We start from the raw sequence: 18,595 nt of genomic DNA, 5'->3' as shown, positions 1-18,595 counted from the left end.
GCCGTACTCTGGCTTATCGCTGATATTCAGCACTGTCCCGTACCGCTCAACGGCCGACATTCAGCAGTCCATCATCCTCCAACATTCATCATTCTTCCCCCCGACCATCATCATGATTATCGAACGACCCGCCCGCTGGCTTCGCCTCTTCTATCCACACGCCCTGTGGCGCATGGACAGACAGGACCATTCTGTCTACCTCACATTCGACGACGGGCCGATACCCGAAGCCACCCCGTTTATCCTCGACGTTCTCGACAGATTCGGAGCCAAGGCCATGTTCTTCATGGTTGCCGACAATGTGAGGAAATATCCGGAACTGTACGAAGAGGTGCTCCGCCGAGGTCACAAAGCGGGCAATCACACCTATCATCACCTGGGTTCTTTCAGACACTGGGCGCTGACCTACGCCGTCGATGTCACCAAAGCCGATGCGCTGCTCCAAAGCCCTTACTTCCGCCCGCCACACGGCTGGCTGCGCCATACCGTCTACTGGTGGGTGAAACAGAACTACCGTGTAGTGATGTGGGACCTCGTCACCCGAGATTACTCCAAATGGCTGACGGCTGATGATGTGGTAAACAACGTGAAGCGTTATGCCCGCAACGGTTCCATCATCACCTTCCACGACTCTCTCAAGAGCATCGACAAGCTCCAGACAGCCTTGCCTGAATCGCTGCAATGGCTTAAAGACCAAGGCTACGAGTTCAAATTGTTCCCAGACGATCCGGCAGAAACCCATTTCTGACAATCTGCTTTATCGACCGGAACAGACAGTATCCTTTATCCCCTCCTTCCCTTTTTTCATTCCCCTTCCCCCCTATCATCATTTCTCATTCCCCGGTCTCCGGCCGTCATCGATTATAGCCTCTTTCCCCCGGAGAGTCCCTGCAGCGCTCCTTCACTCCCCATGACAGCAAAAACGTATCCCGCTTCACTCCCCGGCAAAGCAGACCACATCCCGGTACTCCGTGCTGTCTCCATCAAGTCCCTGGCCCGTTCCTTCGGCTTTTCTGCCTGCGGAATCGCCAAGGCCGATGCTGTCGAAGAATCAATTGCCCGGCGGTATCGCAGGTGGCTGGAGAACGGTGAGGAGGCCTCCATGTCCTACATGGCGAACTATCTCGAGAAGCGGCTCGACCCGCGGCTTCTGGTTCCGGGAGTGCGCAGTATCGTCTCGCTCGCCCTCAACTACGCTCCCTCACAGCTTCTTCCGAAAGGGGAATACCAGTTTGCAGCATACGCACTTGGCAAAGACTATCACGACCTGATGAAAGAAAGAATGAGGCAATTAGCCGGGAAAATCAAAGAACTACACCCCCTTTTGCCGTTCCTCCCTCGAAAAGAAGCGCATGCAACCTTCCCCCCCTCACAACAAGGGATTCTGCCCATAAGGCGGCAAGCCATGCCGGCCTCGTCAGCAGAAGACCCGTCTCAGACCAGCAGACCCTGTACCGCCTCATCGCCTCCCGCACCCCAGAGAGAACCCGGATGGGGCTGTTTCTGCGATACGGCTCCCGTCCTCGAACGCTACTGGGCACAGAAGGCCGGATTGGGCTGGGTGGGCCGCAACCACCAGCTGATCATCCCTCATGCAGGATCGATGTTCTTTTTAGGCGAGATCTTCTTACCCTTCGAGGTAGATGTATATGATGAGTCCATGCCCGACCGATGCGGGAAATGCCACCGTTGTGTAGATGCCTGTCCGACACGTGCCATCGTCCCGGGCGAAGACTTCCATGCCAGCCGATGCCTTTCCTACCAGCTGATTGAGAACCGAGGCGAACTGTCAGAAGAAGCCAAAGCGGCCATGGGAGACACCATCTATGGCTGCGACCGCTGTCAGACGGCCTGCCCCTGGAACCGGTTTGCAACCCCCAGCACCGAGCCGGAACTCCAGCCGAAGCCGGAGCTCCTCAGCATGAGCAAGGAGAAATGGCACCGTCTCACCGTCGAGGACTATCGCCGTCTGTTCAAGGGTTCGGCCGTCAAACGCGCGAAGTTCGATGGCCTGAAACGCAACATTCAGGCAAAGGAGCAATAGGAGAAATGAGAATTTCAGCGGCGCCCTCCATCGGAACCGTCTATAAGGGAACGCAGAGACAGGCTTCTCTCGCCAAATATCCGACGGAAACCGCCCGGCCTCAGGATGGCATGCACACGGAACAGTAACAATTGTTTCCACCTTTCTACATGGCATCATGTTTGTACTGCAACCGACAGGAAGATCAACATTACAAACTAAATACAGGAGATTAAGATCATGGCTAAATTAGAGAAAGGAATCGTTTTCAACGCCGGGAAAGTCATCGAATATGCTGAAGACGGCGTGGTAAGCAAAGAACTTGTACACAGCAATGCCGGCAGCGTCACCCTTTTCAGCTTTGATGCGGGACAAGGTCTGTCGGAACATACCGCACCGTTCGATGCACTCATCCAAGTCATTGACGGAAGCATGGAGCTGACGGTCGAGGATGTCAAGTACGTAATCAACACGGGAGAGAGTTTTGTCATCCCGAATGGAGCACGCCATTCCGTGAATGCAGCAGAGCGTTTCAAAATGATAATCACAATGATACGCGGCTGATCCGGTCCGAACTGCATAGGCAATGCGTCAGACATTGCCGATGAGAGAAGCAAAGGCTTCTCCTGCCGTAAAGGCGGCAGCCTGCCGGACAGACGGAGTGCTCCGATCCTGCCGGACAACCGAGGCATCCCACGGACAGCCCAACAAGAATTTTCCGTCTCTCATATCATTGAGGTCCCAGAGTCTCTTTCTCATCAACAGACCTTTCACCTTCCTGAACTTTTCGAGGTGACAAGGATGATGTGGAAGAGACTCGCCCGTATGTAAGAACACACTCTGGAATCCATGTCCCCATACCGGTACGGTGAACATCGTCTGCTTTATGCCGGTTCTCCACTTATGCGGCATCTTCCGCTTTCCTTTTTCAGCTCGGCCGCAGAGTCTGCAATGCTTCTTCGAGAAGAAAGCTGCCGACACGCACCTGAAAGACCGGAATCCATAACGGAACTGTTCAGACCCGGCCTGTCCGGAACTTTGCGCCTGCCGCATGGGAGACAGACCGAGAGGGAGGTGAAAGCACTGTTTTCCTGTTCCAACCGTTAAACTTTTCTAACAGAACATGAAAACAAGCGGAATTATACCTATCTTTGGCGGCAAAGAACAAAACCCAACAAAACGTACGATTATGAGAAAAGCATTTATCATGGCACTGGCCGTAGCAGCAATGACCTTTGCAGGTTGCAAAGATGGAAAGACAACCACATCCGGAGCTTCAACAGACTCTGCAATGACGGATTCCACGATGACCGACTCTGCCGCGACAGGCCTCAAGAAAACAGATGTATCGGCTGATGCCGACAAGCTGATCGAACAGCTCAACGAGAAACTCAAGGGCAAGGACGGGAAAGGAGTCGCCACACTGCTTGCATCTGCCCAGTCCAAGATGAGCGAAATGAGCAGGAAGAATCCGAAAGAAGCACAGAAATATATATCCTCTCTCCAGCAGTGGATGCTTGACAACGGAGACGAACTCATGTCCACCCTGAAGGCTTCCGGCGATGCTCCGGAGATCCAGGCCATCACCCAGTCTATCGGTGCAGCATCGGAATCTGACCGGAAAGCAATAGCAGACGGACTGGACAAAGCCAAAGACAAGATCAAAGAAGCGGCCAAGTCCGCTACTCCGGAGCAGATGAAGGCTGCCAGGAAAGCCATCAAGGACGCTACCGGCAAAATGCCCAAAGAGACCCGTGAGGCGGCTCAGAAGGCTATGAAAGACATGCTGTAAGCCTCACCATGATCAAGATCGAGCAGGCAAGAAAAGAACAGGCAGAGACGATAGCACGGCTGATAATGGAGGCCATGAATCATGCCTGTTGCCAATGGTTTGCCGGTCCCGGCCATACTCTGCAGGAGTTTCACCGACTGATGACACGTCTCGTGAGGCATGAGGCTTCGCAGTACTCATACCGCAACACGCTGGTCGCGGTGGCAGACAACGGCGAGGTCATAGCTGCCTGCGTCAGTTACGACGGCGCATTGCTCCACCGGCTGCGACTGCCTTTTATCGAGGGATGCCTGTCGGCTTTCAACCGGGACTATTCGGATATGGCAGACGAAACGGCCGCCGGAGAACTATACGTCGACTCGCTCTGTGTAGACCGGTCCTTCCGGGGAAGAGGCATTGCAAGCCGACTGCTCCATGCGACTGCGGAGAAAGGAAAGGCGATGAACCTCCCGACGGGGCTGCTTGTAGATACAGGGAACCCCAAGGCTGAAAGTCTCTATCGCAGGGAGGGATTCGTCTATCTGAACGACAGTGAATGGGGAAGTCACCGGATGCACCACCTGCAGAAGCCGCTCGCCTGACGGCGCACAGCCACAGGCAGGTCGGCTTTCTCTATGAGCGATGACTGGACAACGGCAGGGTTATGCAGCAAAGGAGGATGCCTTGGACTTTCCCAATTAGAACAGGCAATAGCCGGACGAACTGAATCGTCCGGCTATTGCCTGTTTTTCTGTTCCCTCTCCATCCGCACCGCCCGCTGCTTTCCTCAAAGAGAAAGCATGCTGAAGTGACCGGCGGCATGGGATCTGACAGTTCCGTACATCCTTCTCCGTGAATGCTGATGGTGCTGTACCGGAATCAGAGCTCCAACAGAATCTGCACGATCCGTTCTGCCGAGCGTCCGTCCCAGCGGTCAGGAATCCCGCACTTCTTCCAAGAACCGGACACCATGTCGCCGAGCGCAGAACGCAGAAGGTCGGCATCTTCACCGACGAGCACGTTGCTTCCCACCTTTACCGTCTCGATATGTTCCGTATAACTGTTCAACGTTATACAGGGGACATTGTTGAAAGTCGCTTCCTCGGCGACATTCCCCGAATCGGTGATGATTCCCCGTGCATGTGCCGTAAGATAAGCAAATTCAAGATACCCGAGCGGTTTGACAATGTGAAGATTGTGCAGGTTAATGTTCTTTTTCAAGGCAAGTGCCATGATGACCTGTACTGCCGAGTCACGCAAAGGAGCGATTACCGGCACGTCCCCTGCCGTCTCACTCAGCACGCGGAGCATCTTCTCGAGATTGTCCCGGTCGGACAGCAGCACCTTGCGGTTCAATGTGAAGACGAGATAGTCCCCCTCGCTCAACGGCAGTCCGGCCAAGGCGTCAATATCCGTCAGCCGCATCTTCTCAATGCGCTCGCGGTTATAGCGGATATTGTCAATGAGAATATTCCCCACCATGTAGACCTTGGAAAGCTCCGCCCCCTCCTTGTTGGCAATGCTGTTGTTGCTGAATCCGGCTGTGAAAAGGATGTCGGAAAGGCCGTCTATGACAAGCCGGTTGATTTCCTTCGGCATAGTGATGTCGAACGACCGTGTTCCCGCAGCGATATGTGCCAGCGTGATGGCCTGCTTCTTTGTCACGATGGCGGCGGCCATCGTCGAAGCCAGATCATCCACGACAATCACCACATCCGTCGGTGTCGCCTGCAGATACTGCTCGAACTTGGACATAACCTGTCCCGTCAGTTCGTTCAGGTTTTCACATTCGACACCTAAGAAAACATCTGGACACCGGATGGCAAGGCTGTCAAAAAGTCCGTCTTCCAGTGTCGGGTCGTCTGCGCTCCCCGCATAGACAAGCGAATAGCCGACCTCCCTGGGGCTGCTCCCTCCGGACAGCCTGTTGAGTACTCTGATGATGGGTGCCACCTTGATAAAGTTAGGGCGGGCACCGCAAAAGATACAAAGATTGATTCTTTTCATTATGATCCTTTAAACATATCCTTGATTCCACCGATGGATCCCAGAAGGCCGGTCGCCTCAAACGGCAGGTAGACTGTCTTCTGGTTGTTGCTCCTGGCGAGCTCAGAAAGCATCTGAATATATTTCTGTGCAATCAGGTAGCTGGCGGGGTTCGTGCTCTTTCCTACCGCATCCGTGATTCTCTGAATGGCAATCGCCTCTGCCTCCGCTTTGCGGATTCGTGCCTGCGCCTGACCTTCCGCTATGAGGATCTGCTGCTGTTTGTCAGCCTCGGCACGGTTGATGGCAGCCTGCTTCTCGCCTTCCGACTGCAGAATAGCCGACTGCTTCTGTCCTTCACTGGTCAGGATGGTGGCACGCTTGTTCCGTTCCGCCTGCATCTGCTTCTCCATTGCCTGTGAGACACTTGCAGGCGGCGTGATGTCCTGGAGTTCGACGCGGTTCACCTTGATTCCCCATTTGTTCGTGGCATCATCCAGCACAGAGCGCAGTTTGGTGTTGATCGTATCGCGCGAGGTCAGCGTCTGGTCGAGTTCCATCTCGCCGATGATGTTACGCAAGGTGGTCTGTGTCAGCTTCTCAATGGCATTCGGGAGGTTGTTGATTTCGTAGACGGCCTTGAACGGGTCGATGATCTGGAAGTAGAGCAGCGCATTGATCTGCATCTGGATATTATCCTTGGTGATCACATTCTGGCGGTCGAAATCATACACCTGCTCACGCAGGTCAATGGAATTGGTATAGGTATAACGGCCGGCACGCAAGGCCACAATATCCTTTGCATGATCAATGAAAGGGATGATGATGTTGATACCGGGCTGGAGTGTCGCATGATATTTACCCAGCCGTTCAATGATTCTCGTCTCACTCTGAGAGATGATGACGATCGACATCCTGGCAAAGACGATCGCCAGGACAATGACTGCTATCAGCACATAAGTTAGTATATCCATAAACATTTGTTTTTTGTCTTCCCTTCCCCTGTCAGAAGGGGGAAGAGCAGATGGTCATTAAATTTGTTTCCATTTTGTTGTCATGTGAACTCTGTCAACAGCGTTCAACCGTCGCTATAATCGATTCGAGACGGAGGACACGGACGACCAGCCCACGCCTGATTTCCATACCGTCGACAGACTTTGCTTTCCAGGAGTCGCCATCGATCTTCACTCTGCCGTATCCGCCGGCCTCGATGGTATCGGTCACCTCCCCTTCACGCCCGATCAGCGCATCAGCATTACTCGGCCTGCTGTCCGCACCTTGGTGAAGGTATTTCAGGGCTATCGGACGTACGGAGAAGATGCTCAGCACTGTAAAGGCTGCAAACACGATGACGTGAACGACAATGCTGTCCGTAAAGACCGTGGAGATCGAAGAACAGAATCCGCCGATCGCAAAGCACATGATAAAGAAATCGCCGTTCATCAGTTCCAGTATCAGACATACGATACCTACCAGCAGCCATGCCAGCCATAGGTTTTGTATCAGATAATCTATCATAGTTTTAAAGATTTGATTTCGTCTGTAAAGATAATAATAAAAGCTGGTTCTGTCAAATCTTCATTGAGAAAAAGCACAAGGGCATGATAAAAAACAATGGACACAGCCCGATGCCCCTCCGTCAGAAAACATTGCGGACACCATGGAAACAGGAGATTCCGCCTTCCCGATAAAAGCCGGAAGCCAATATGCCTGCGCCGGAGACTGCACACACGCACACAACCTCTTCAGAAAACAGACGGTGACAAACGTCAGAAGGAATGGAAAGAATTTTACAATCCTTATCCTTGCAACGCCCTCTTCACTTACCACAGGCGACCACAGAAAAGACAGTGCGCCAACCCCCGGATTCCAATCTGCCGTCACCTGCGATGCAAGTAACGCCCGATTGCAGTCCAAGGGGTGCTTACTTGAAATCCAATCAACGCCTACTTGCAAGGCAATCAGACACCTGTTCCCACACAATGATATATCCATCTGATTTCAAATTACTTACAAGACCACCCCGACCTTGCCGAAGAACCTCTGCAACCCGACCCGACCTGCGGTATGACCTGTGGCTGTTACCGGACGGATAAACGCCATAAAGGATGAAGAAAAAGACAAAAACATGGAAAAACATTTTACAAAAAAGGATTGTCCGTGCAGTCGCAAACAGCAGGACATGAATCCATGTATAAAATAAAAAACGGCTATCCGTCTTCCCGGAGATGAGAAGACGGATAGCCGCGAGGCCTATTCTTTAAAAGGCAACGGCAGCATGCCGGTTGCGCTGAGACCGGCGGCTTCCTGTAAATTTCCTGTTTTCACGCAGTCTCTTCAACCGCCCCCTTCAGTCGCCATGCCCCCGCCGTGCTCTCTCTGGAGCGAGACGGAGGCGTCCGTCTGAAAGGCGAAGAATCAGCAGGGACGACTTCCGGGCGGCCTTGAAAAAAGTTCCGAAGAAAAGGCCGCTGCCGTTTCAACGACGTCTTCCGGAACGCTTTGAACTTGAAGAGCCGCCGATATGAATGGTCTTTGTCGTCTGTATCGTTCCGGCAGCAGATACACGGCCGGCAGTACTGCCATGATAATACTTCTCGGCTTCCGGCAGCCACCGCTTGATATTCTCAATACGGCGGGCATCGGAAGGGTGGTCGCTCAGCACCTCGGCTCGGTTGCTGCTGCTCCCCGAAGCCATACGCTGCCAGAATGTAACCGCATTGGCAGGATCGTACCCGGCCATGGCGGCGAATATCAGCCCCATATAGTCGGCTTCGCTTTCATTGTCACGGCTGTATTTCAGATTGCGGAAAGAGAAGTATCCGCCAGCCACCTGCGAGGCGATGTCGCCTACTCCGCTGCCGACCGTTGAGTTCAGCACCGTCCCCAGGATGTTCGTTCCCATCTGCTGGTTCATCTGTTTTGTCAGCTGCTCCGCACTGTGCTTGGCGACAGCATGTGCGATTTCATGTCCCAGGACGATAGCCAGACTTGCCTCGTTCTGCGTATAAGGGAGCAGCCCCTCATAGACAACTATCTTTCCGCCGGGCATGCAGAACGCATTGGCCTGCTTGTCCTGGACAAGGTTGAACTCCCATTTGAAGTTGTTTATCTCACTGGCATAGCCGTTGTTGCGAAGATAGGTCTCTACCGCATTGGCAAGATTACGCCCTACCCGCTGGACCATCGCCGTATTCTTTGCATCCGTCGAACGCTTGGCAGAAGCCATGAACTTGGTGTATTCCTGATTGCTGAGACTGAGAAGCTGGGCGTCAGACACACTGATGCGGTGTGTCCGGCCTGTCAAAGGAACTTTTGAGGCCGTTCCGCAGGCTGTCATCAAAGCGACGACAGCTGCCATTAACAAATACTTGATCTTCATCCGAATTACTGTTTTTTTATAACTTTCAGTATGCGAAAGTACAACATTTTTTGTAAGATACAAACAAATCCACAGCTTTTTTGAAAAGCTTAACGCCTGGAAATGAAACCTGCGGACAGTACGGCCCCATCCTGCCGGGCCGCTTAAAGGAAACCTTGATGCAGCCTCGTACGGACCATCAAGAAGCCTCCACCTTCTTCCCCGCCTCATCCGTAACAGGGACGAAACCGGCCGCCACAAAGCTGACCACGCCCAGACAGGCCACCAGAAGGAAGAAACGGCGATAACCTACATATTCCTGGAGAAAACCTGTAAACCATCCTGACATGACCACGGAAAAGGCCGTAATGGCCGTTCCCAGGGAATAAGTAAACGTGGAATGTGCTCCCCTCGTACAATAGGCGAGCCAGACAAAATAAGCCGTCAGCCCGATTCCTGTCCCGAACTGCTCGGCCAGCATGCAGAAATTGATGATCGAAAGCGTGGAAACAAAGTAATAACTGAGGTAGACGAAAAGGAACTTAGGCAGGGTCAAGGCAATGACAAACAGCCAGAGCCATCTCCGCAGGCCGTCTCTTCGTACCAGTCTCGTTCCGACGGCACAGCCCGCAATCAACGAAAAAGTGCCGACCGTCCCCAGCACCAGACCCAGTTCCTGAGGGGAGAGCGCCAGTCCGCCATTGCTTCCGGGGTCTATCAGAAAGAGTGGTACGATCCTGAAAAACATTCCTTCGGGTATCAGGAAGCAGAAAAGGAAGCAGAGATTGGCCACATAATGCGGGCGACGGACAAAGGCCGCCTTGACATCATGCCACCACTGGCGCGTCACGCCGCTCCATATCGGGAGGTCGGCACGGAGGATATCCTTCGGGAGGACAACGGCATGGAACACCATCAGCACCGACAGCAGGGCTGACAGCATCCAGAAGACGGCCTGCCAGGAAGGGTGTATGGTCCTGTTGATGACCTCCAGATTGCCCGCCACCGTAACGGGGACGGCCATCCCTACGAGGATGGCGAGCAGATAGAAAGCGGCCCGGGCATCAAAGAACACCTCCTGATGGCGCAAGGCCGCCTCCCGTTTATAGAGTCTCTCGACCGCCACATCATGCAGTGCGCCGGCAGTCGCCATGGTCAGCAGGAAGAGCACCGACCATTCAAACCAATGGACCGACGGACCGGTCACCGCCAGTCCGGCGAGACTCAATGCCAGGACGAGTTCCGTCAGAACAATCCAGAAACGCTTGCTCCCGTACCCTACAACCAGCCTGCCCAGCAGGGGTCGGAGGATGAACGGAAGCAGGAACCAGGAAGTAGTCAGCGTGATGGATCCGTTCGACAGTCCTGCCCTGTTGAAATAGACCATTGAGGTCATGAACAGGATCACATAAGGAAGTCCGCGTGTCAGATAGAGCGTAGGAAGCCAGACCCGATGGCTGCGCCACCGGCTCTCTATGGGTATTCCGTTGATGATATTCTGCTCCTCGAGCATCTGATTACACCTTTATATATAATATGCCGGGACGGGATCCTCTACTTATATCGTGTCTCAAGGGTCGCCGTCTGATAATAGTGGCGCAGTATCTCGTCATACTTATACCCTTTCTCTCCCATCACGGCAGCACCGATCTGGCAAAGCCCGACACCATGTCCCCATCCTGCACCGGCAAGATGGAACTTCCGGGGGATGCCGTCCGCCACATCACACCTGTCCACGACGAATGCCGAGCTGTACAGATGGCTTTCACTCAACACACGTCTTATCTCCAGTTCTTTTCCGATGATGCGGGTAAGTTTCGTTCCAACGATCTTCAGACGGCTGATGCGGCCGCTCTTCCCCCGCTCCAAAGGCTGGAGGTCGACGATCTCTCCGAAGTCAAGACCGCTCTTGCGCCGGACAAGGCAGGCAAGTTCTTCCTGCGTATAATCCACGGTCCAGCGATAAAAGTCCTGTGTCTCCTGGTCATAGCTGTTCAGAACCTGCCGCAAGACGGCCGCATCGTCCGTATGACAGAATGCCGCCGGAGAAGAGCATATCCATTCCCTGGCGGTCTTCTCGTCCGTCAGATCAACCGCAGGGGCTGCCCCTAAAGGCGTGTTGTCAGCTACCGAACGCAGGTAAGGCTTGCGGATATTGTCCCAGCAATACTGATACTCCTCCGTGACACCACCGCAGCACTTGCTGAAACGGGCATCGCTGACCTCGCCGCCGTCCGTCAGCAGCTGCCCGCGCGTGGCCTTGACGGCCTCTTCCACATTCGGACTTGTCGCCTTCGTGATGCCCTGATAACGCTGGCAATGGTCATCCGCACAGACATCAAACAGCTTGTGAGAATCACGGTCATACCATACGATGCCTTCTTCCGCCGCCTCACCACAGGGTGCGGAGGCATCCACAAGCCCCATCCCGGCGGCTCTCCGCCTCCTCATCTGTACCAGCAGCCAGCTTCTGGATATAACGGCATGCGCCTTCAGGAACTCCAGTGACGACGTGGCACGCATCTCGCTGGAAATGACACTTGCCAGATAATGCTCCACAGGCAGCTCATTGACAGCCCAGATTCTGTCTCCGTCCATGACGATCCGCAGGCTGCCGAGGAAGGTCTGTGCCTCTTTACGCTCCCAATGGAAGTCCACTCCGATTGTCACGTCTTCCAAGGTAAAGGAGCAGTCGTCGTTTTCAGGAGTGAAGCAAAGTTCCTGATAAACTCCGGCTCTCCACTGGATTTTCCCGGCATACAGCTTCACGGTATGTTCGCCGTGCAGCTTCATATTCCCTAAGGTATAAGTCCCGTTCAGATGGAAGCGTATTTCCTCGCCGCTTACCACACCGACCGACACCACTGGCTCTCTTCTCCAAAAACCGAAGGAGGCGTCAACGGCCGTGTTGCGGATCCTTCCTACGACTTCCGCCATCGCTTCCTCCGACAGCGCCACCTCTCGAAGGACGGCCTCTGCATGCGCTTCCGTCATCCGTTCAAAGTCACGCTGCCGGGGCAGGATCAGCAGGCCTGCCATGTCCAGGCTGCCCGGGCTGACCAGACACTGCGCCTCCCCCGTGGCAGAATAGCATCCGGGCCGGTGCTTCTCCCGCGGGAATACGACTGCGATAAACGCATTGTCCTTCCGCCAGGCCACGATGTTCATCATCGGTTCGGTCTCCGCACCTTTTAAAGGCAATGCGTCATATACATAGTGGAACAGCTCAGCATCATGCGCCTCGGTATGGCTCACGATGGCAAGGGCAGGACAGGGATACTCCTTGATTTCGTAAATCCCTTCCCTGTTGTTCAGCTTCAAAAGCGGAACGGAAGTCCTGTGAAGCCGCTCCCAGGCACGCTGCAGCGGCAGGACACCGCTTGTCCCGGCCTGGAAATGCAGATGGTCGGGGGCACTGGCTCCGCACTTCGGCCCGTTATAGAATACCATCAGCTGCGGATAAGCCCTCAGCAGACGGTGTATCTGTACGTAATTACCGGCAATCGCCTGCTGCTGGTGCCTGCGGGCAGCGATGGTGAAGTGGGCCGGGAGTATCGGGAAGGGGTTGACGAGAATGTCAAAATCATCCCCGAAAGGCAGTACGGTCTGTTCCTCCGGGCGGTTCTTCGCACAGAGGAAGCAAGGGCGCGCCGCCAGTGTGTCCCTGTCGATCTTCGCTCCCGTACTCACCATACGGGCCGGGTTGTACTGTATCCGTATCGGTCCGGCCTCCCGGATCTGCACCTGCTTCAGTTCCTCATAACGCCGGGACACGTCTTTCCACCGGCTCAACTGGTCATGAAAGAAGTCCGTCAGCCCTTTTTCCCGCTGTCGGTTCTGCTTCTGACGTGCCAGAATCTCAATCGTCCGCAGCTGATCCTTATAGCGGTTGTTGGCATTCACCTTATCAACACTCAACGCCGCATCGCTGTTTCCTCCCCAACGGCGGCAGAGATAAAGTTCATCATAGATTCTCCCGACACGGAAACGGCGGCTGAAGGCCAGCCCCATGGCATAGTCTTCCCCGTAACTGGTGTTGGGGAACCGGAGCTGGCGGGCCAAGGGAGTGAAAAAGGCGCGCGGCGCACCGAGTCCGTTGATACGCAGAGCATTGTTGCAACCATTGTCCGCTGTCCACTCACTGTGACTGATCAGCCCCGGAGGAAGCGTGTTGAGGTCGAAGTCGCACATACGGTAAGAGCCCACGATCATCGCCGCCTTCTGTTCATGGAAGGCATCGACAATGACCTGTAAGGTTTGCTCTGAAGAATAGAGGTCGTCACTGTCCAGCTGCACGGCGAAGCGTCCACAGCGTGCGTCATGGAGAGCGTAGTCCCAGCATCCGCCTATCCCGAGGTCGGTACGTTCGGGGATGAGATGGATCAGCCGTTCATCCCTTTTAAATGATTCCAGTATCTCCGTTGTCCCGTCCGTCGAATGATTGTCGACGACGATTACATTGAAAGAGAAGTCGGTTTTCTGTGAGAGAGCTGACACAACGGCCTCATGCACCGTCTTTTCACGGTTAAAGACAGGTATGATGACCGATGCCCTGACCGGGAACTGCTCTTCGTAGAAGTCGGGCTGCTCGTAATGCGCCGTGTCTATCAAAGCTCCGATGGCTGAAAGATGTTCGGTCGCAACACGTTCCATCTCTATCTGCACTGCACGGTTACGAGGGTTCACGTAGTCGAACTGCCTCACACCGCTGGCACGCAGGTCGTCTTCCACTTCGGTGTAGAGGTATTCATTCAGATGAAAGAGCTTCCCTTTCCGGCTCAGGAAGAGACGGAGTTCATACCATCCGGCATACTGATAGTCTTCCGTTGATTCTCTCGACGCATATTCTTTCAGGTATTCGGTCTTCAGAAGGATGACAGACCCGAAATCGAAGTCGTCACGGATGCTTCCCAGCTGATAGTCCGCCACCGGATGCGGTACGGTCTTCCCGTCTTCCACCGTATAATGATCGGCATACACCATTGCCGCACCCGTCTCCTCCGCCACCTGCAACATCCGTTCGACAGCATGGTAACCCAGTGCCACCGGAGAACCCTTCAGGAAGAACAGCGTGTATTCACCGGTCGAAAAGACTGCGATCATCCGCATGGTGGGCGCCGAGAACAGCCTGTCTATCCGCAGTACGTCTGTATGAAGCGGTGCGATTTCCATCACCAGATGCTTCTCAACCAAAAGGTGTATCTGGCGTACGACACCGGTCTGCCACAGCTGGGCGGAATTGGACATGATGGTATCAAAACGTCCATCAGGGACAAAACAATCTATCTTTTTCATCTTTCTATATGTTTTCTATTGTACAGACCGAAAGGGCTTATCAGCCTGTCCTGAAAATTCCACGCCGATCTTCCGTGGATTGGGTTCCTGCCCACTCTCCGTGCCTTGCTCTTATGCGGCACCCTCGTATTCGCCAAGACCGGCCGCACCCGGCACGGGGCACGTGCCATCCGAGATTCCGGCTTGTTCCCTCCTCTCAAATCCTGCCGACAGTACGCCGCTCCCTCAGAGCGGCGTAGTGAAGATGTAGGAGCGGATGATCCAGTAGGAAATGATGCCTATGATATAACCCGTGAAAGCAATCCATGAGATATGCTTCATGTACCAGCCGAAGGTGATCTTCTCCAGTCCCATGACGACCACACCTGCCGCAGAACCGACGATAAGCATCGATCCACCGACACCGGCGCAGTAAGCCAGCAGCTGCCAGAAGATTCCGTCAACCGCCATGTCACCTGTAGCAGCAACAGGATACATACCCATGCTTCCGGCGACGAGCGGTACATTGTCGACAATGGATGACAGTACGCCGATGATTCCGGTCACGGCGTAATGGTTGCCGCTGAACGTAGCGTTCAGCCCGCCGCCGAGTTCCTTCAGCACACCCACTTCCTCCAGGCAGGCCACAGCCATCAGAATACCCAGGAAGAAGAGGATCGTCGACATATCAATGCGGCTCAGCAGATTGCTGACACGCTTTGAGAAATGAACATTGTCTCCTCTTCTCCTGTGAATACTACGGTAAAACAGTTCGGTCACGGTCCACAAAATGCCCAACACAAAGAGAATGCCAGCGAAAGGAGGGAGGTCGGTAAGGTAATGGAACAGCGGCACAAGACAGAGACCGCCCACGCCGACAGCAAAGATAGCCTTGCGCTGCATGCCGGTGAACTCCAGCATTTCCCTGTCGCCCGTCAGGTCGTTCGCCAGGTCGTCGTATTCAATATTCCCCTTCAGTGCCGTCTGCAGCAGAAGTGCCGGTACCAGCATTGAAATCAAAGACGGAAGGAATATCTCACTGATGACCCCACCCGCTGTTATCATGCCCGCATTCCACAGCATGATCGTCGTGACGTCTCCGATAGGCGAAAAGGCACCGCCCGAGTTAGCGGAAATGATCACCAGCGAGGCATAGACAATACGGTCTTTCCTTTCGTGGACGAGCTTGCGCAGGATCATGATCATCACGATACTTGTCGTCAGGTTGTCAAGAATGGCTGAAAGAAAGAAAGTCATGAAGGCTATCTTCCACAGCAGGCTCCGCTTCGACTTAGAGTGCATGACATTCTTCACCCAGTTGAAGCCGCCGTTCTGATCGACGATCTCCACAATAGTCATCGCCCCCATCAGGAAGAAGAGCGTTGTGGCCGTGTCGCCGAGATGTTCGGTGATCAAAGCGTTCACGAAGGATACGACCTGCTCTCCCGCACCCTTGAAATCAGGATGCATGAGCTGTACGAACGGGGCTGGATCAAACATGTAAAGAGTCCAGCAGAATACAAACATCAACAGGGCGATTGCAGCCTTGTTGACCTTCGTCAGACTCTCCATCGCTATGAGCGCATAGCCCAGAATGAAGACGACGATAATGGCAATTGTTAGTGTAGACATTGATTGATATTGTTTCGATTGAATCCAAGGCACAAAGTTAAGCAAAAGAAATGAGTTGGGACGTAAAGAATGCAAATTAATTGGGCAAAAGGCAGCCACATCCAGCAAAATGTAGTATATTTGCAGAGGAAGCAGGAAGGAAGCGGGCATCCCCCAACACCGCCCATCCCGCCTATCATCCCCCATAACCCCAAAAACAATGAACAAAGAAATACAACGCCTTGTCGACCGGCTCAACGCTGCCTCCGACGCTTACTACAACGGCCGTGAAGAGCTCATGACCGACTACGAGTGGGACGCTGCCTTCGACCGGCTCAAGAAGCTGGAAGAACAGACCGGCATCGTCCTCCCCGACTCCCCGACACAGAATGTCTCGGCCGACAATGTAGCCGGAAAGAAAGAGAAACATGAGTTTCCGGCCCTGTCTCTGGCAAAGACCAAAAAGGTCGAAGACCTTGCCAGATGGGCAGAAGGAAAGCCCGTCTGGCTCTCCTGGAAGCTGGACGGCCTGACGCTTGTCGCCACTTATGACAACGGACGGCTGACAAAAGTCGTCACCCGGGGCGACGGGCACATCGGCACCAACATCACCTATCTTTCCAGAGCCATCGAGGGCATCTTGCAGACCGTCCCCTACAGAGGGCATCTCGTCATCCGCGGAGAAGCCGTCATCAGCTACCCCGACTTCGAGAAGTTCAATATGGAGTCGGAGGAAGCGTATGCCAATCCCCGCAACCTCGCATCAGGATCGCTCACGCTGAAGGATATCAACGAGGTCAGGCAACGCCACCTGCACTGGATTCCTTTCACCCTTGTCTATACCGAGGGGGAAATCGGCTCATGGGGCGAACGGATGGCATGGCTTGAACGGCAGGGATTCCATCCGGTAGACAGAGAACTCATCTCACGGCCGACGGCCGGGAACATACAAGCCGTCATCGACAGCTGGTCTTCCCGTGTCACCGGACAAGCCCTCAACACCCGGCATCCGGCAGCTGACCCCCAATGCTTCCCCTACCCCGTCGACGGTCTCGTCATCACTTATGACGACACGGCCTATGCCGCAACCGGATCGGTCACAGGGCATCATGCCACACGTGCCGGCTACGCCTTCAAATGGCAGGACGAGCGGGCGGAAACGGAACTGGACCACATAGAATGGTCATGTGCCGCATCTACGATTTCTCCGGTAGCAGTCTTCCAGCCTGTCGAACTGGAGGGGACGACCGTCAAGCGTGCCTCGCTCTGCAACATCTCTGAATGCGAACGCCTGGGGATCGGCGGCAAGGGCACGAAAATCGCCGTCATCAAGGCAAACAAAATCATACCGAAGGTTGTCAGTGTCGTTGAACGGACGGGCATCTTCCATGTCCCGGAGACCTGTCCGGTGTGCCGGTCGGCGACAGAAGTCGTGGAGAGTGAGGCCAGCGGGACACGGACACTGCACTGCACGAACGCCCACTGCCCTGCCAAACAGCTCAGGAAGTTCGGCCGTTTCGTTTCCAAGGAGGGGGTGAACATCGACGGACTGTCCGAACAGACTGTCCAGAAGTTCATCAACCTGGGCTGGATTTGTGAGTATGCCGACTTCTTCCATCTCAACGAACATGCTCTGCAGCTGCGTGCCATGGACGGTTTCGGAGACAGGAGTGTCAGCAAACTCCTGGCGGCCGTTGAAAAGGCAAGGAGCGTGGAAGCCCGCCGGCTGCTCTTCGCACTCAACATTCCGCTGGTCGGACAGGATGTATGCAACCGTCTGCTTTCAGCCTATCCGCTGAAAGAACTCATCAGGACTGCTACGGAAAGTACCGACGATGATGTGTTTTCAACCATTCCCGGTATCGGACCGGAAAAGAGTGCAAGCTTTGTCCGGTGGATGAAAGACGAAGACAACCAGCCTGTGCTGCAACACTTGCTGGCCGAACTCAACGTCAGGCAAGCCTCATTCGCGCCGACAGGCAGCAGCTGCCAGGGACTGACATTCGTCATTACGGGCGATGTCCATCATTACAAAAACCGCAATGAGCTGAAAGCCTATATCGAAAGCCAGGGCGGTAAAGTCACCGGTTCGGTTTCCAAGTCTACTGACTTTCTCATCAATAATGATGTAGAAAGCACGTCGGGCAAAAACCAGAAAGCCAAGGCTCTCTCCATCCCCATCATCTCTGAGGAAGATTTCATCGACCGTTTTGCACAGGGTTCCGCCTCCGGCTTACCCGCACAGAGGACAGAAGAAGCATTATTCCAAGACTGATAGAATCAGTCTTCGGATCCCCCCCTTCTCATCCCGAATTCACATACAAAGACAGAGTATTATACTGCTTTGATTCTCAAGCTGTTATATCCGGCGTTAAAAAAGGTGCCTACTTGCATCGCAAATAAGGCCTAATTGAAGCCCAAGTAGGCCTTGTTTGCATTGCAAGTAAGGCCCTTTTGGAATCCAGACTGACTATGCCAGGATTTCGCTGTCAATCGGAGGAAGCCAAATTCTTTTATCTGCAAGGTATTCAACAGAAGAATCAAAAAGGAGACGACTTCCATGTCGTCT

The 18,595-nt window shown here is 54.0% G+C and carries 14 protein-coding genes; 6 read left to right on the top strand and 8 right to left on the bottom strand.

Translation table 11 applies throughout. The features are described 5' to 3' along the window. Positions 1 to 112 precede the first annotated feature (112 nt). The 3 genes from HMPREF9141_RS08930 to HMPREF9141_RS08920 all read left to right on the top strand — a co-directional run bounded on the left by HMPREF9141_RS08930 (position 113) and on the right by HMPREF9141_RS08920 (position 2,587). Positions 113 to 748 (top strand): polysaccharide deacetylase family protein, encoded by a 636-nt coding sequence (locus HMPREF9141_RS08930; RefSeq protein WP_007368379.1) that lies wholly within the window; start codon positions 113 to 115, stop codon positions 746 to 748. 162 nt (positions 749 to 910) lie between these two features. Continuing rightward, entirely contained in the window at positions 911 to 2,044 is a 1,134-nt protein-coding gene (locus tag HMPREF9141_RS08925; protein WP_007368378.1) for an epoxyqueuosine reductase, read from the top strand. A 219-nt stretch (positions 2,045 to 2,263) separates the two neighbouring features. Then, entirely contained in the window at positions 2,264 to 2,587 is a 324-nt protein-coding gene (locus tag HMPREF9141_RS08920; protein ID WP_007368377.1) for a cupin domain-containing protein, read from the top strand. A 27-nt stretch (positions 2,588 to 2,614) separates the two neighbouring features. Here HMPREF9141_RS08920 and HMPREF9141_RS08915 read toward each other — a convergent pair whose 3' ends face one another. Further along, entirely contained in the window at positions 2,615 to 2,935 is a 321-nt protein-coding gene (locus HMPREF9141_RS08915) for a hypothetical protein (RefSeq protein ID WP_156792448.1), read from the bottom strand. A 277-nt stretch (positions 2,936 to 3,212) separates the two neighbouring features. Between HMPREF9141_RS08915 and HMPREF9141_RS08910 the strand changes: the two genes are divergently transcribed. Together HMPREF9141_RS08910 and HMPREF9141_RS08905 are read left to right on the top strand one after the other, a co-directional pair. Next, a complete protein-coding gene (locus tag HMPREF9141_RS08910) occupies positions 3,213 to 3,815 on the top strand; it encodes a hypothetical protein (RefSeq protein ID WP_040554744.1) in 603 nt (200 codons plus the stop codon). Positions 3,816 to 3,823: 8 nt separating this feature from the next. Beyond that, positions 3,824 to 4,396 (top strand): GNAT family N-acetyltransferase, encoded by a 573-nt coding sequence (locus tag HMPREF9141_RS08905; RefSeq protein ID WP_007368374.1) that lies wholly within the window; start codon positions 3,824 to 3,826, stop codon positions 4,394 to 4,396. Between the two features lie 277 nt (positions 4,397 to 4,673). On the opposite strand, the gene HMPREF9141_RS08900 is transcribed toward HMPREF9141_RS08905, so the two are convergent. From HMPREF9141_RS08900 to nhaD, 7 genes are all read right to left on the bottom strand, one after another. Beyond that, entirely contained in the window at positions 4,674 to 5,801 is a 1,128-nt protein-coding gene (locus tag HMPREF9141_RS08900) for a UDP-N-acetyl glucosamine 2-epimerase (protein WP_007368373.1), read from the bottom strand. Further along, positions 5,801 to 6,754 (bottom strand): SPFH domain-containing protein, encoded by a 954-nt coding sequence (locus HMPREF9141_RS08895; protein ID WP_040555022.1) that lies wholly within the window; start codon positions 6,752 to 6,754, stop codon positions 5,801 to 5,803. Before HMPREF9141_RS08895 ends, HMPREF9141_RS08900 begins: the two co-directional genes overlap by 1 nt. 94 nt (positions 6,755 to 6,848) lie before the next feature. After that, positions 6,849 to 7,298 (bottom strand): NfeD family protein, encoded by a 450-nt coding sequence (locus HMPREF9141_RS08890; protein WP_007368371.1) that lies wholly within the window; start codon positions 7,296 to 7,298, stop codon positions 6,849 to 6,851. Positions 7,299 to 8,259: 961 nt separating this feature from the next. Then, positions 8,260 to 9,162 (bottom strand): M48 family metallopeptidase, encoded by a 903-nt coding sequence (locus HMPREF9141_RS08885; RefSeq protein ID WP_007368369.1) that lies wholly within the window; start codon positions 9,160 to 9,162, stop codon positions 8,260 to 8,262. A 178-nt stretch (positions 9,163 to 9,340) separates the two neighbouring features. Beyond that, complete coding sequence (locus HMPREF9141_RS08880; protein ID WP_007368368.1) at positions 9,341 to 10,654, bottom strand: MFS transporter; 1,314 nt, start codon at positions 10,652 to 10,654, stop codon at positions 9,341 to 9,343. 41 nt (positions 10,655 to 10,695) lie between these two features. Beyond that, on the bottom strand, positions 10,696 to 14,436 hold the full coding sequence (locus tag HMPREF9141_RS13065) for a DUF4922 domain-containing protein (RefSeq protein WP_007368367.1): 3,741 nt from the start codon (positions 14,434 to 14,436) through the stop codon (positions 10,696 to 10,698). Positions 14,437 to 14,661: 225 nt separating this feature from the next. Further along, a complete protein-coding gene (gene nhaD, locus HMPREF9141_RS08870; protein ID WP_040554743.1) occupies positions 14,662 to 16,047 on the bottom strand; it encodes a sodium:proton antiporter NhaD in 1,386 nt (461 codons plus the stop codon). Positions 16,048 to 16,246: 199 nt separating this feature from the next. Here nhaD and ligA point away from each other — a divergent pair, with 199 nt between their 5' ends. Further along, the gene (gene ligA, locus HMPREF9141_RS08865) at positions 16,247 to 18,301 is read left to right on the top strand and encodes an NAD-dependent DNA ligase LigA (RefSeq protein WP_007368365.1); all 2,055 of its coding nucleotides are present in this window, start codon (positions 16,247 to 16,249) and stop codon (positions 18,299 to 18,301) included. The last annotated feature ends 294 nt before the right edge of the window (positions 18,302 to 18,595 follow it).

Origin of the sequence: Prevotella multiformis DSM 16608 (assembly GCF_000191065.1) — a bacterium.
Classification (GTDB): Bacteria; Bacteroidota; Bacteroidia; order Bacteroidales; family Bacteroidaceae; genus Prevotella; species Prevotella multiformis.
Note: the sequence above shows the minus strand (reverse complement) of the source record. Positions and strands in the feature narration are given on the sequence as shown.